General features: G+C 36.3%; 20 protein-coding genes. 6 read left to right on the top strand and 14 right to left on the bottom strand.

Annotation, left to right across the window (positions count from 1 at the left end):
• The first annotated feature begins 152 nt into the window (after positions 1–152).
• The 3 genes from MKX67_RS03405 to MKX67_RS03395 all read left to right on the top strand — a co-directional run bounded on the left by MKX67_RS03405 (position 153) and on the right by MKX67_RS03395 (position 3,660).
• Complete coding sequence (locus MKX67_RS03405; protein WP_342488828.1) at positions 153–1,385, top strand: helix-turn-helix transcriptional regulator; 1,233 nt, start codon at positions 153–155, stop codon at positions 1,383–1,385.
• Between the two features lie 293 nt (positions 1,386–1,678).
• Positions 1,679–2,890, top strand: a complete 1,212-nt coding sequence (locus MKX67_RS03400) for an MFS transporter (protein WP_342488827.1) — start codon at positions 1,679–1,681, stop codon at positions 2,888–2,890.
• A 200-nt stretch (positions 2,891–3,090) separates the two neighbouring features.
• Positions 3,091–3,660 (top strand): DUF6434 domain-containing protein, encoded by a 570-nt coding sequence (locus MKX67_RS03395; protein WP_224939361.1) that lies wholly within the window; start codon positions 3,091–3,093, stop codon positions 3,658–3,660.
• Here the strand turns inward: MKX67_RS03395 and MKX67_RS03390 are convergent, their stop codons facing one another.
• Together MKX67_RS03390 and MKX67_RS03385 are read right to left on the bottom strand one after the other, a co-directional pair.
• Entirely contained in the window at positions 3,661–4,668 is a 1,008-nt protein-coding gene (locus MKX67_RS03390) for an IS1595 family transposase (RefSeq protein WP_322909862.1), read from the bottom strand. It abuts the gene before it with no gap.
• A gap of 85 nt (positions 4,669–4,753) precedes the next feature.
• On the bottom strand, positions 4,754–5,050 hold the full coding sequence (locus MKX67_RS03385) for a hypothetical protein (RefSeq protein ID WP_095370637.1): 297 nt from the start codon (positions 5,048–5,050) through the stop codon (positions 4,754–4,756).
• Positions 5,051–5,169: 119 nt separating this feature from the next.
• Here MKX67_RS03385 and MKX67_RS03380 point away from each other — a divergent pair, with 119 nt between their 5' ends.
• On the top strand, positions 5,170–5,763 hold the full coding sequence (locus tag MKX67_RS03380) for a hypothetical protein (RefSeq protein ID WP_180317013.1): 594 nt from the start codon (positions 5,170–5,172) through the stop codon (positions 5,761–5,763).
• 5 nt (positions 5,764–5,768) lie between these two features.
• Here the strand turns inward: MKX67_RS03380 and MKX67_RS03375 are convergent, their stop codons facing one another.
• The 4 genes from MKX67_RS03375 to MKX67_RS03360 all read right to left on the bottom strand — a co-directional run bounded on the left by MKX67_RS03375 (position 5,769) and on the right by MKX67_RS03360 (position 7,615).
• The gene (locus MKX67_RS03375) at positions 5,769–6,089 is read right to left on the bottom strand and encodes a hypothetical protein (protein WP_342488826.1); all 321 of its coding nucleotides are present in this window, start codon (positions 6,087–6,089) and stop codon (positions 5,769–5,771) included.
• A 16-nt stretch (positions 6,090–6,105) separates the two neighbouring features.
• Positions 6,106–6,522: a hypothetical protein gene (locus MKX67_RS03370; RefSeq protein WP_342488825.1), complete on the bottom strand. Its 417-nt coding sequence runs from the start codon at positions 6,520–6,522 to the stop codon at positions 6,106–6,108.
• A gap of 69 nt (positions 6,523–6,591) precedes the next feature.
• Entirely contained in the window at positions 6,592–7,047 is a 456-nt protein-coding gene (locus MKX67_RS03365; protein ID WP_342488824.1) for a hypothetical protein, read from the bottom strand.
• On the bottom strand, positions 7,037–7,615 hold the full coding sequence (locus MKX67_RS03360) for a histidine phosphatase family protein (protein ID WP_095370641.1): 579 nt from the start codon (positions 7,613–7,615) through the stop codon (positions 7,037–7,039). Before MKX67_RS03360 ends, MKX67_RS03365 begins: the two co-directional genes overlap by 11 nt.
• Before the next feature lie 234 nt (positions 7,616–7,849).
• On the opposite strand from MKX67_RS03360, the gene MKX67_RS03355 reads away from it, so the two are divergent.
• The gene (locus MKX67_RS03355; protein ID WP_095370642.1) at positions 7,850–9,043 is read left to right on the top strand and encodes an MFS transporter; all 1,194 of its coding nucleotides are present in this window, start codon (positions 7,850–7,852) and stop codon (positions 9,041–9,043) included.
• Here the strand turns inward: MKX67_RS03355 and MKX67_RS03350 are convergent.
• Positions 9,033–9,530: a GNAT family N-acetyltransferase gene (locus MKX67_RS03350; protein WP_095370643.1), complete on the bottom strand. Its 498-nt coding sequence runs from the start codon at positions 9,528–9,530 to the stop codon at positions 9,033–9,035. The genes MKX67_RS03355 and MKX67_RS03350 overlap by 11 nt on opposite strands.
• On the bottom strand, positions 9,527–9,895 hold the full coding sequence (locus MKX67_RS03345; protein ID WP_095370644.1) for a VOC family protein: 369 nt from the start codon (positions 9,893–9,895) through the stop codon (positions 9,527–9,529). Before MKX67_RS03345 ends, MKX67_RS03350 begins: the two co-directional genes overlap by 4 nt.
• A gap of 339 nt (positions 9,896–10,234) precedes the next feature.
• Between MKX67_RS03345 and MKX67_RS03340 the strand changes: the two genes are divergently transcribed.
• Positions 10,235–10,732 carry a hypothetical protein gene (locus MKX67_RS03340; RefSeq protein ID WP_095370645.1) on the top strand — a complete coding sequence of 166 codons (498 nt, stop codon included), beginning with the start codon at positions 10,235–10,237 and terminating at the stop codon, positions 10,730–10,732.
• Positions 10,733–10,793: 61 nt separating this feature from the next.
• Here the strand turns inward: MKX67_RS03340 and MKX67_RS03335 are convergent, their stop codons facing one another.
• The 6 genes from MKX67_RS03335 to MKX67_RS03310 are packed head-to-tail and all read right to left on the bottom strand — an operon-like array spanning position 10,794 to position 13,476.
• Positions 10,794–11,129 carry a hypothetical protein gene (locus tag MKX67_RS03335; RefSeq protein ID WP_095370646.1) on the bottom strand — a complete coding sequence of 112 codons (336 nt, stop codon included), beginning with the start codon at positions 11,127–11,129 and terminating at the stop codon, positions 10,794–10,796.
• Between the two features lie 18 nt (positions 11,130–11,147).
• Positions 11,148–11,753, bottom strand: coding sequence for a uridine kinase (locus tag MKX67_RS03330; RefSeq protein ID WP_095370647.1), 606 nt, complete (start codon positions 11,751–11,753; stop codon positions 11,148–11,150).
• Positions 11,754–11,763: 10 nt separating this feature from the next.
• Positions 11,764–11,928: a hypothetical protein gene (locus MKX67_RS03325; RefSeq protein WP_157733803.1), complete on the bottom strand. Its 165-nt coding sequence runs from the start codon at positions 11,926–11,928 to the stop codon at positions 11,764–11,766.
• A gap of 6 nt (positions 11,929–11,934) precedes the next feature.
• Complete coding sequence (locus MKX67_RS03320; protein ID WP_095370648.1) at positions 11,935–12,477, bottom strand: histidine phosphatase family protein; 543 nt, start codon at positions 12,475–12,477, stop codon at positions 11,935–11,937.
• Positions 12,478–12,481: 4 nt separating this feature from the next.
• A complete protein-coding gene (locus MKX67_RS03315; RefSeq protein ID WP_095370649.1) occupies positions 12,482–12,937 on the bottom strand; it encodes a GNAT family N-acetyltransferase in 456 nt (151 codons plus the stop codon).
• Positions 12,934–13,476 carry a GNAT family protein gene (locus MKX67_RS03310; RefSeq protein ID WP_095370650.1) on the bottom strand — a complete coding sequence of 181 codons (543 nt, stop codon included), beginning with the start codon at positions 13,474–13,476 and terminating at the stop codon, positions 12,934–12,936. The genes MKX67_RS03315 and MKX67_RS03310 overlap by 4 nt, the downstream gene beginning before the upstream one ends.
• Between the last annotated feature and the right edge of the window lie 30 nt (positions 13,477–13,506).

Genomic DNA, 13,506 nt, shown 5'->3' with positions numbered 1-13,506 from the left:
GTGTTAAAGTGGAGGGTTGTATTTTTATTTCGGTCTTAAGAAGAATAGCGAGAGAGATAATTACAGAATATTAAAAATAATATACCAATTCAATAAATCTATATTACAATTGTATACATTAATAATTAAATAGATCTAGGGGGTAAGTACCATTGTCAGTAGGCCATATTATTAAATTTTATAGAGAAAAAGAAGGTATGACTCAATCACAATTAGGTGACGGTATTTGTACTGCAACACATGTGAGTAAAATTGAGAATGGTAAAACAGATTATTCATTAGAAATTATTCAATTGTTTTCGCAAAAGTTACAAATTGATTTACAAAAAGAAAGTGAAAAGTTCGAGGAAATCGAAAAAACATTGCATTCTTTCAATGAAGCTTTGATTTTGAATAAGATTAAACAGGTAGAGTCTTACCGAAGAATTTTAAATAATATACCATACTTACTATCTACTAAGTATGCCTATTTTTATCAACTGGTAATGCTACGATATTGGTTCGTAAAGGAGGAGAAGAAGGAGATCGATGCCCTCTTAGGTTCTTTAGACAAGGTAGAAGCATGGATGAATCCTTATGAAAAAAACTTTTTACTTCATATGAAAGGATGGCATCTCATCCGCTATTCTTCTAAAAAAGATGATCATTATGAAGCCATCGCTATTTTCAATAAAATCCAGATTGCCTATTACCCAAATGAGGAATTCTATTATCATTTAGCACTTGGTTATCAATATGTAGGCAGACAAGTAATGGCATACATGTATGCAGAAAAGGCATTAAAATACTTTAAAGAAATCAATAATTACGCTGATGCAATTAAGGCGGAGTCCTTGTTGTTATTACACATATCTGAAGATCCTTATGTCGATGTGAAACCTATGTATAACCGATTAATTTATGCGTGTGAATTAATTAATGATAATGACAAAAAAGGGATGTTACTGAACAATCTTGGAAACACGCTTCTCAAAAGAAAAGAATATAATGAAGCTTATCAATACCTGAAGGAGTCTATACGCCTATGTAATAAAAAAGGTAAAGTCTACATTCATCGCCTTTTCAATTATATTCTCGTTGCAGTTGAAGGCCATTTAAGTAGTAAAAAAACCTTAAGAAAAAATATTACCGAAGGACAAAGAATAGCACTAGAACTAGAAGAAGAAGTCTTTATACACCTTTTTAAATTATTGGAGTATAAATTAGAAGATGAACAAGACAAATACCAACTATACTTAGCAGAAAAGGCATTCCCATATTTCAAAGAACATCAACACTTTGCCTTAATGAAATCATCTTTGAAGGAACTAGTCGAGATGAATCAAATGAATTCTTCCCCTCAGTTAACAAGTGAATTATTAGAAGAAGCTGTTCAGCTTATATAATTTTCAAGTGGCACTATAACTGTTAAAAGTTCCATCCCCTGGTATTCTTATCAAGCTGCACGACAAGCAAGAGATTGAAAGTTTTAATAAACAAAGATAAATGAAGTATTTTAAACGAATACCTAAAGATAAAAATATACAACACTTCTATTCCATATAGATAAATTTGTAGAAAGTGAGACCCCCATTATCTTTCTATTGTTCGAAAGGAGTTTGAAGCATTCTTGAATAATCCAATTTGATTTACCCCTAAAAATCCAACTATAGACGAACAAAACTTGGGGGAAATAATCATGTTTCGAAACAAAAATTTTGCTTTATTAGTATCCGGGCAGTCTCTTGCGAATATGGGGGATATTCTTTATATTACATCAATCATTAGTATGATATATCAATGGACAGGGTCAAGCTTTTATACAGCATTTGTCCCTTTTACGATAACATCAGCTATGTTTCTATCAAGTTTACTTTCACCGCTTGCGATGAATCGTTGGAACTTAAAATGGCTACTCACCTTTTCACAAGTTGGGAAAACGATCATTATTATCCTACTCACCCTTCTTGTAACTGAAATGGTTGCTGTACCGTTTATCATTGTCTTTTTACTCATTGCTGGCATCGGGTTGCTCGATGGCTGTGCGAATCCGATCAGCCAAACATTGATTCCTTATTATGTTAATAGTGAACAATTAGTGAAAGCAAATGGGTTTTTCGATACGATTACACAAATCATTCAAGCTGGCATGTGGTTCATCAGTAGTTTGTTGCTCATTCGTATTGGTAGCAACAACTTATTGTGGGTAGTGATTGGTTTATTCTTCTTATCTAGTTGTTTCCTTTCTTTTTTAAACAGCGTACAAAGCTCAAACACAAAACAACCGTCTCCGTTTGCCGAAATGAAAGAAGGTTGGCACATCCTGTATCGAACACCGATATTGCGAAAAATGGCCTATATTGAAGGGCTTGATTCCATCGCTACTACAGTATGGATCGCTGCTATTCTCTATGTATTTGTGAGTGAAAGGCTACAAGCCGACCATCAATGGTGGGGCTGGATAAATGGCGCTTTTTTCCTTGGGCTCATTCTCGGCAGTCTTTATTGTATGAAGTATGCAAAAGTAGTAGAAAACAAAATAAGAAAGGTGTTTATACTCGGGGCCATCGGAGCGTTTTTTAGTACTTTCTTATTCGCTTTTAATACGCTACCCGTTCTTGCACTTATCCTTGCCTTTTCATTTGGTGCTTCTATGCAAATAAAAGGCATACCGCAACATACAATGATTCAAACGAGTGTGTCACTTACACAGTTATCAAAGGTCTACGCCGCACTAGGCGCTTTGGGCACAGGTATTTTCGCCCTTTCCTCTTTACTGATGGGATGGCTCGCTGAAACATTCAATGTTCAGCTTGTTTTTCTCCTATCTGCCGCTTTAATGGCCGTGATAAGTATTTTAATAAAAGTTAATCAACAGGTATTTGTTAAAGGAAATGTGAAGCAAACGTAAATGATGAAATGAAAACTTCCCATTAATCGTAAGGGAGGTTTTCTTCTTTTTTTAACTGTAATAGAACGAGAGATTTGACCAAAATTTAATAATTATTTTAGGCTGTTTTCGTAAACTTTGTTGTTTTTGCTTATGATTATTTTTGATTAACAGGAACAATTGTTCTATAATAGAAATAAGTGAATATTGAGGTGTAGAATATGAGACCAAATCTAACAAAAGATATTAGTGTAGATAGTTTTAAAGATTTCTATTGGTTAAAGGAAGAATTACAATCTTTTTGCAGAGAAAATGGAATAAGTGCTTCTGGTTCAAAAATAGAGATTTCCGATAGAATTGAAACATTTCTTCGAACAGGAGAGATAAAAAAGCCAATTAGAAAATCAAAGGTGAATAGTAAGTCAGAACCACAGGTCGATTTAAGTCTTGATACAGTCATTTCGAAAAACCATCGTTGTAGTCAAAATGTAAGAGCCTTTTTCAAGACAGTTATCCCTAATTTTCATTTTTCTACCTATATCCAAAACTATTTTAAAACTAACATTGGAAAAACGTATCGAGATGTTGTAGATGCTTGGTATAAAGAAGAAGAACGAAAGAAAAACCCATTGTACAAGAAAAAAATCGCTCCTCAATTTGAATACAATCAATTTATTCGTGATTTTTTTGCCGACTCTAATAATCAAGGAAAAAGTCGTGAGGAAGCGATTGAAGCGTGGAACAACATCAAAAAACTCCCTGGAAGCAATAAATATACGTCTAATAATTAGTTAAGCACATCTCAACATTTCTATTGTGGTGTGACTTGATTTTCGACAGGCAGAAACAAGCATTTGTTTGACTCGTTCATCAAATGCTATTTGTTTGCCTATTTCAAGCCAACGAAACCAGTTGAGGTAATTATCTAAGTATTTGGTTGCCACCCCTTGAAAACGTTCCATCCAACCTTTCAAACGATTATGAGAGTTATTGACGTGTTGAATATGGTATATGCCTTTTTTCACCCGTTGTTTTTGGCTTTCATTAACTGTTTCGTGTTGTAATCCTTTTAGTTTGGCGAATTTCTTGTAGTTAGTTGCTGTATCTGTACATAACAAAGCAGACGGGTGAATATACTCACCTATCACAGTATCAATTTCTTCTGCCTTTACACGACCTGTTCCTGCTTTCCGAGCAATCATATTACCATTTCGGTCTTGTGCCACGACAACTGCTATTTTAAGATTAGAAATCCCTCTTTTCTTGTCCTTTTCTCCACGTTTCTTGGCTTTTCTATGGGTAATTTCACGACCCTTCATAGACTCTCGAAAGAAGGTCTCGTCACTTTCAACGATACCTTGCAGTTGATTAAAACCAAGACTTCCTAATGCGTTCAGGATTTTATGTCTCCAATAGAATGCAGTTGATATATGAATTTTTAAGCGTTCAGCGATTTTCGGTAGGGTGTAACCTTCGACCATTAGTTCAATGTATTTTATCCACTTTTCAGGGTAGCGAGAGCCTGAAAATGGTGTATTCGTCATATCGTTGAAGGACTTTCCGCAATCATTACACAGATAGCGTTGTCTTGAACGATATTTACCGTTTCTTTTTACAGATGTACTTCCACAATGAACGCACCCTAAACCAGAAGCAAATCGGGCTTCACGAATGCTTTTGAGTAGTTTATTAATCTTATCTGGTTCGTCTGGAAATAAATCCTGTTTCATAGCATTAAATAAAGCCATTTGCTCTGATTTGGTTAGTTCGCTGAACTCTTCATATACATCTTTCCACATACTTGAACGCCTCCTTAAACCCCATTTATCAACCCTTTATAAGTATGGTCAAGAAAGCAACAATCTATACGAAAACAGCCTTATTTTAAACCATAACCGCTTGTACAAATAAAGCAAAGACAACAAATAAATGAACAACCGCCAATATCCCAATGTATAAACCATTTACCGGAAAGAGTAATAAGTGAATCAAAATAAGTAAAAAACACTCCACTGCAAACAAGATAATAGTCAGACCGACTCGATTGGCTAGCTTCTTTTCATTCCTTACTCTTCCCTCTTTATAACCAGCGATAAAACTGACACTACCCTTACGTTGAATTAATACACCAATGACCACTAAAATACTACAAAGGAATACAGCAAGAATGATCTCCACCAACCTATGTGACCTCCTACCTTCTATCTATTTTTTTAAAAAATGTATAGGAAAAAGTTTAATTCATGATAAATGAGCCTAAATAGAAACTATATATTTTTGCTAGGGAGTGTGCATATATCGTGTTTGACCTTTTTGATTGGCTTAGACTTTTATTATCTGCCATTATCATTTTGCCATTAACAACAATCGTTCGAGAGTTTGGGTATTACCTAGCAGCGACCATTTTAGGGAGTAAAGAAAAGAAACTAGTGATTGGAAGTGGGCCGGTATTATTTAAAATACCTACTATCGAAGTGAGAAGATACTTCTTTATGAATAGCTGGATGGAGTATGAAGAATTAAATCCGAGCGGGCGCTTTTGGCACGGGTTCATATATGCTTCTCCTATTTTAACGACAGGTGGTTGCGCGATTATTGCTAATTCGCTTGTATTAGAAGGGATCTTACCAAATAATATTTTCTGGCAAACATTTATCTTTTATTGCTTTTATTATGTATTTTTTGATATTGTCCCTGTTTATTTGCCAGATGGGCAACCTACTAACGGTCGGGCAATTTTTGACCTCATTTATTACGGTGAGCGCTCCGATTATTTAAGACAGAAAAATAGCCAAAGTAATGAGCAACGAGCTTACACCGATGAACAAGAAGAAACAATGGAGAATAGGGATCGAGATGAAAAAGAACATAGTGACCATACCCAGCCTAAATAATTTCTTTAAGCTGAGGCTGAGGCTGAGTCTATCTCACTGTTTTCTTCACGTTTACTTAGTTGATGATAAAAAATATTAGTCGCCGGAAAATAAATCACAGCACCCATTACCAAAAATATAATGAGTTGGATAACCTTTTCTTCTTTCAATAAATGTTCTGTATGATAAACAAATTGTAATTGCTCGTTCAATGAAATGGGAGAGGTAAATATCGATAAAATAAAACCTAAAATAACGAAAATGCCATAAATATTTAAAACAAACCTTATTGTGATTTCTTTTTTACCATATACGATTACCTGCTGTTCCTGTGATCTTGCGCCCATTTAACCTCCCCTTTCATTAAATCCTGATCAACACTAGAAAGAATATAAAAAAGCATATCGGTAAAAGAAAACTTAAAAGCGCTGTCTTCGTTTGATAGTTTTCCTGCTTCCTTTTTAACAAACGATCGATAACAAAAAACAACCATGCGGCAATTAAACTAATATGTAGGAGAACGAGTCCAAATATAGTATGGAAGAGAAAGGTAAGGAAGATAACTATCTTATTTTTCTTTTTAGCAAGTAAACTGGCAAGCCAATCACTAACGAGGGAAGTCGCTATTCCATAGATATAAATGACTGGAAGACTATACATCATAACAAGTCCAAGGAATTCTATGAAATAGGAATGATCTCCTACTGTAGAAATGAGAGTTAAGGTCAGTGGATAAAGCACGCTTGTAATGGAAGCCGCAATCAATTTTCGTCGAAACATATTGCCACCTCTCATTCAATTAGATACCCTAATTATAACATAATTTTGAAAACTATATGAATTTTACCATTATGAACTTGCGATTCGATCAAGCTTTTTCAATCCTGATTGTTCAAACTCATTGGCTTCCGTCTTTAATCGGTTGATGTCATCCTGTTGATCTAATTCCGTTTCTAAAACTTCTTTCTCTAATTGATGTACCTCCGCCTTTAATGAGAAAGCTGTAGAGAGGTCGGCACTCGCCCCTTCAAATACGGATAACATACTTTCAGTTAGATTTTCAGGTGGCGGATATTGGCTGTATAAACTTGATAGCTTCGTTGCCTCTGTATATAAAATTTCTAGTTCCTTTAACATCTCTTCTGCTTGATTATCTTCCTTTGCTTCTTCATATGCCACTACATGAGTTTGATAGGAAGATTGTTTAGCTAACATTTCTTCCTTAAATTCTTCAAAATCAGCTTCCTTTGTGCATCCGAAAAGTAAAACTATCATGAAAATGAACCGACTATATTTAAGCTTCAATTGTATCCCCCTTTGGCAAAATATAAGTACTACAGCTCCAATGCGTGTGATGAATCATTCCGTGCCACTGTCGTTTTTCTAACTCTTTAGCCATGAGGCGATTGAATATGCCATGTCCGACTAAACAAACCGATCCTTTTTCTCGCGCTTCATTAATGAGAAAATCAGCCGCGGCAATAGCTCTCTCTTTAGCTTCACGATAAGACTCGCACCTATGTTTGGCACCTAAAAACCATGCGATTCTTAAAAAGAGTGTCCAATGTTTTGGCTTTAACCTTATAAACTTACTTAAGTAAATATGAGGAAGCTCTGCCTCCCGAAAAAGAGCATGAGCTGCATAACTTTGATTAACAGCTAAATAATGAAGAGTCGCCGTCGCACGTAACAAATCACTCGTCAGCAATGTATGTGCTTTTTGAATCTTTTCGATTGTCAGTGCTGGATATTGTTCCATTGGTTCGACTCCGGATTCATCATAAGCTTCTACCCACGAACGATACTGCTGCCCATTTATTCGTTTATTCTCTTTATGAATGGAGGCACCATGTCTGATTAAGTTAATTTCCATCCTTATCACTTCTCTTCCTTTGCCTAACTTTACCTATGTCCACCTTCTCATAGGGGTCATTCGCATAGTTAAAGCCTCTCATTAAAAGTTAAATGATACATTCTCTTCTTAAAAATATTCTATTTAGTAAACACAAATTCCTTTTCTTTTTATTCGAAATATATTGAATAAATAATTCTAAAAATATAGAATATAGACAATCTACTTATCCATTATAAGGAAAGGAATCAATTCATGTTACATACGCGGTCATTTAAAATATTATGGTTAGGAAATTTAATCTCTGAATTTGGTGGGGCCATCGGGGGAATTATTAATGGCTTATTACTCTATGAGCTGACAGGTTCAAAGGAATGGATGGCAACCATGTGGCTCTGCTATTTCCTACCTTCACTCTTTATTCAAAGCTTGAGTGTCCCGTTTTTAAACAATATCAATAAAGAAAAAATGTTATTTGTCATCCAACTCTTCCGCTCAGCTGTCTATCTTTTACCTCTATTAGGAAGCATAGTAGGCATAAATAATATAACCATAGTATTGCTTGTCATTCTGCAATGTACAATCGGTATATTGCAACCAATCTATGCTAGTATCTCATTCGCGTTAATACCCATATATTGTGAAGATAACAAGCTTGTTTCAGCCAACAGTTCGCTCGATGCAACGATAAGGTTAATGAGCTTTATCGCACCAGGAATCGCTTCTTTTTTCTTACTCGTCTTCCCTCTACACTTTCTTTATCTACTCACAACATTGCTCTTTCTTCTCAGCGCTTTTGCAATACACCAATTGCCATACACAACAACAAGGTCATCAGTTAACAAAAATAAAAAAAGTTGGCTAACAGCCTTCGTAGCAGGCTATCAAACCTTCTTTTCTTATCCTCCTTTATGGAAGTTAACCCTTCTCTCTTCAGCGGTGCAGTTTGCTGTAGGAGCAACAATGGTGATAAAGATTCCATTTTTTCGTGAAGAATTAGGCGGCACTTCCTGGGAGTATGCCCTATTTGCCGCTGCTTTTCCACTTGGTTATGTACTAGGGACATTCTTGTTAGCGAAGTTACCTAAGAACAATGTAACGCTTTATCTCGGGTTGTTTGGGGGAGGGCTCTCTTTTATGCTATTGTCTCTCACACCATCCATAACCTTTGCATTGATTTCCGAGCTACTCGGCGGCTTACTATTCCCATTATTCAACGCACAGAGTGTAGCCATTTTCCAAAGAGTGGCTCCTGGGGATCAATTAGTAGAATTAAGTGCCATCCGCCTCCTGTTTTTAAGAATAACGATGCCTTTAGGGATTTTATTTGCTTCTTTGCCGTTACCAACTAGGGACATCTACCTTTATATCGCTGGGCTCATCATCTTTTTAGCGATTGTTTCCTTCTTTAAGGGGGCTCGTGTTTCTAGCAAACACCTTACAGTTTAAGCTTTTTTTCTAATTTATAAATCACTTGCCTTGCTCCAAAACGATCAATATAACAATCAATAGTGAAACCAAGTTTTTCTAAAAGTTGACACGACCGCTTGTTAGCTACTTGTGTTTCAGCGACAACCTTTTGCTCCTTAAGAGTAAAAAAGGCATACATCAACACTTCATAAACGGTTTCACTTGCATACCCTTTCCCCCAGCAATGGGGGAAAAATTGATAAGAGACTTCTATATCCGCCTTACAATGGTGGGGGGTAAGAGCGATGAATCCTAAGTGATGATGTGTATACTTATCTGATACGATCCAATAAGACGATGATAAGTTCATCAACATATTCTCCATTTGCTCCTTTACTTCTTCAATTGTCCTTATCCCACCAAGATACTCCCGGACCTCGGCATTCCGATACAATTTCACCATTGTGGGAAGATGCTTCATAGAGAGCGGAGTTAATACACATCTTTCAGTCATCAACGGCATCATTTTCTAATCTCTTCAATCATTTCTACACGATTGCCGAACGGATCTCTAAATTCAAAGCGGTCAAAACCTGGAATAGGGACGCCCTCTATTAAACTAATGTTTTGCTGCGATAATACTTCCTTCCAAAAGGATAGATTATCTACTTCATAAGCGATATGTGCCTTTGTAGTCGTTCTGTCAAATCCATTCTCAGTGCCAACATGGACAGCACGGTCACCTACCTGTAACCAAAAACCACCTCTCCCTTTCAATGAAGCTGGTTTTTCAATCTCCTTTAATTGCAGAACTTCGCAATAAAACTGCTTGCCTTTTTCTTCTGCTCCTTTTGGAATCGTTAATTGTACATGATGAATCCCTATAATCATAGTTTACCTCCTTTATCATTCTTCTCCGAAAGAATAGCACCATTTAGGAAAGTCCAGTTTTTCTTCATAAAAACGATGAGCTGCTTTTCGTGACTAGGCTGAAAGACAAATATAGCCCGCTCCATGTTTCGCCAATTGCATTAGCTTTCCACCATTTCCTTTTGAACGAACAGTTGCATCCGTGACGTATTCTGACATATACACCTGCTTGCCTCAACCTGACCATTCACCAGTCGTATCCCTTCTTTTATTTAACTTTATATTTCTACTTTTAGAAGAATATTCCTTTCATCTAACGACATAATAAAAAGAATCTTATTACAAAAGGAGCTGTTCAATATGCGTAAAAAAAGAAGAATAGTCATATTACTTTTCATTTTCATCTATATTGGCCTTGTATCAAATGTTAGTGCCCTTACCTTCGACACCTTACCTGTCGAGCAATCATCACAACGTTGGTCCGTGGAAATAAGTGAGGGTGTGGACGATAATTCAAAACAGCAATCCAAGTTCGGTCATTATGATACACGGTCTTTGAAAGTTGAAAACATGGGAGAGAACAACCTCGTAACTGCTGAAATTTCAATGTACCGAAATGAACCAAAATCCACAACAAAGTATGCCCTACAAGGTTGTCCGGGAGCATTAGATTGCAAGCAAATTTCAGAAGATCAAAAGCATACGCTTGCCGCACAATTAAATAATGGCTCCCCATACAATTTCGCAAACTTTATCCTAGCTGAAAAAGCAACAGAACTTGAAGTTGAAATCACCTGGACAGAAAAAGGCAATGAAGGACGTCCACTGAAAGAAAGATTTGTTTTTTCTGAGGAATAAATGAGAAAGAAGGTTATTCTTTGCTGATAAAGAGTAACCTTCTACAGTAGTAAATACGTAGCTATATATATGGAAGCACCATTTGATACACCGCTATACTGAAACCTAGTATACTGGCTTTTAATTTCGAGAGATGATACTTCCTTGATGTTTTTAAATGAAGAAGAATAAAGATAAAACCGATTGGTATGAAAAGTTGAAAATATCCCTCTTCACTAGAACTTGTATAAATCGGTAGCACATAAGTACTGATTATAAAATAAAATAAAATTCTAATTTTTTCCGTTTCAAGTTTTTTTGCCCAACATACTAATAAAAAAATAATTACAATTATTGCAATGGTATATGGTATTGGAGGTAAAACAATCGACATCCCGTCTCCGAAAGGAAATTCCATTCTGCACCTTCTTGATTTTCAATTCTCTAACACCACTTGAGAAGATCCTTCAAGCGGTTTCTCCGTTGTCCAATAATAATCTTCCGCACGCCAATAACGCCGCTGATACTTAAGTAACAAATCCTTACTGCCATTATCTCTCTCCATAAGTCTGATTTGCCTGACATCTTTAGGAACATGCAAGAATATACTATAGTCAATAAATGGTCGCCACTCTTCTCTCTGAATAAACACACCTTCGATAAGAATAATGTCAAAAGAGTCAATGGAATACGATTGCATCAAGGTCCGGTCTTTCCCCTCATCATAAAAAGGAAAAAAGGCTTTGCGCTCACATTCTTTCACTCTAGTAAAAAACTGATTACTTATCTCCTTTATGTCCCACTGTAAATAATAGTATTCAAACCATTCTTCATAGCCGGTACCATACCTCATAGCTGCAGGTTCGATAGCATTGTCTAAATGAAAAAGCTTCACATTGTAATTGGGTGTTAAGTATTGCTGTAGCTTTTTCGCAAATGTGGTTTTTCCTGCTCCTCCAAAGCCGTCGATGGCTATGATGAAAGGGGCTGTCTTGTTCCTCTTCTCTAACTCTATTAAAATTTGTTTAAATATTGGTGTCATACATCTTCTCCTAACCACCCAAAAACCAAACAGCAATCGTCATAAATAACGAAAGCAGTGCCATTATCTTCATTTGTCTCGCTTCTCGTAATTCCTTCTTGATGACATACTCGAAATAAGTGAGCGTGCTATAAAAACAGAGAATTAAAAAAATAATCGCTAGTAGATGTGACAAAATGAATCACCTTACCCATATCCGCTCTACACTAAATCCACGGGGTTTTTCTCTTAATCTATAAACATCAGGATTCGATAATTCTTTCCATTCGTCAAACCCGAATGAAGCATGATACTGTTTTAGTAGTAAAACAATAATATTTCCGTGGGCTACGATTATTGTGCGCTCGGCCTCACTGCTTCGTATTTCCTCTACGACTTGAGAGATTCGGTCCATCGCTTGCCTGCTTGATTCACCACCAGCAAAATATAAATCTAGATCATCGAAAGTGGCCTTTAACTTATCTTGCCAATCATCTAAGCTTGTTGTACTCAGCACACGTTCGGATAAACGTTTATCCACTTCTACTGTAACGCCGATGTTTTCAGCTAACGGTTCGATCGTTTGTGTCGCACGTAAAAATGGACTAGAGAGGATACGATCAATTGGCATGTCTTGAAGGAATGCCTTTAACTCTTCTGCTTGTTGCTGACCCGTTGTGGTTAGTTCAGCATCAGGTGCTTGTCCTGTTGCTTGGCAATGTCTGACGATATAGATTTCTTTCACTTTATTAACCCCCGATTACTTTTGTCATCTTCACAATTTCTTGCGAATACCCGATATGTTCGTAAAATTGGACGGCACGTTGATTCTCGGAAAACACATCTAGAACGAGGACTTTGATTCCTCTTTCATGTGCCCAAGTTTCTGCAAAACGCATCAACTGCCTACCAACTCCTTTTCCCTCACCTTCAGCAGTGACCGCGATAGCAGATATATACGCTAGCTTTTCTTTTGAAAAATAATCCTCTTCTTCCTTACATTCAATATATCCTAAAAACACACCTTCTTCTTCTGCGACAAATATATTATCACTATTCTCATCAATGGAGGCCTGTGCCATTTCCAATTGTTTTTGCTGCATCTGCTCGGAATCACGGTGTTCTAGAAAGGAAATCTCACTCAAACGAGATGATAATTGCAAGATTCTTTGTTTATCTTGTTGATTGTACGACCTTATATTCATACTGTCCTCCTGTTCATATATTCCTCCTGTAATAGACCCATATGGATCATATCAAACCATTTGCCTTCTCTAAATAAACATTGCCTCACACGACCTTCTTCAATAAATCCTAATTTTTCGTAAACATGGTGTGCTCTCTTATTTAATGAAAAAACCCTCAATGAAAGGCGGTGAAGATTTAACTCCATAAAAGTATATTCTAAGAGGATTTGAACGGCGCTCGTACCAACACCTTTACCCCATTCATTTTTTTCACCAATATCGATAATGAGTTCAGCATTACGATTTTTCATGTCTATATTCACTAATGAGATGATGCCGATTGGACGTTGATGACTCTTCTCCTCAATGATATAGCATTTAGAATCCGTCGCCCCGAGAATGACTGTCTCAATGAACTCCTTTGTTTCTTCATATGTATATCTATCTAAATCTAAACTCGTAAAAGTCATCACATCTAAATCATTTCGCCATTTATGATAAATGGGTATATCATCCACAGTCATCTTTCTTAAATATAAATGTTCATTTGCAAGCATTCCTTATCACACCTTTCTTCCTTGACTTTG

The sequence above is a fragment of the Cytobacillus sp. FSL W7-1323 genome, assembly GCF_038595015.1.
GTDB classification, from domain to species: Bacteria; Bacillota; Bacilli; order Bacillales; family Cytobacillaceae; genus Cytobacillus; species Cytobacillus kochii.
Note: the sequence above shows the minus strand (reverse complement) of the source record. Positions and strands in the feature narration are given on the sequence as shown.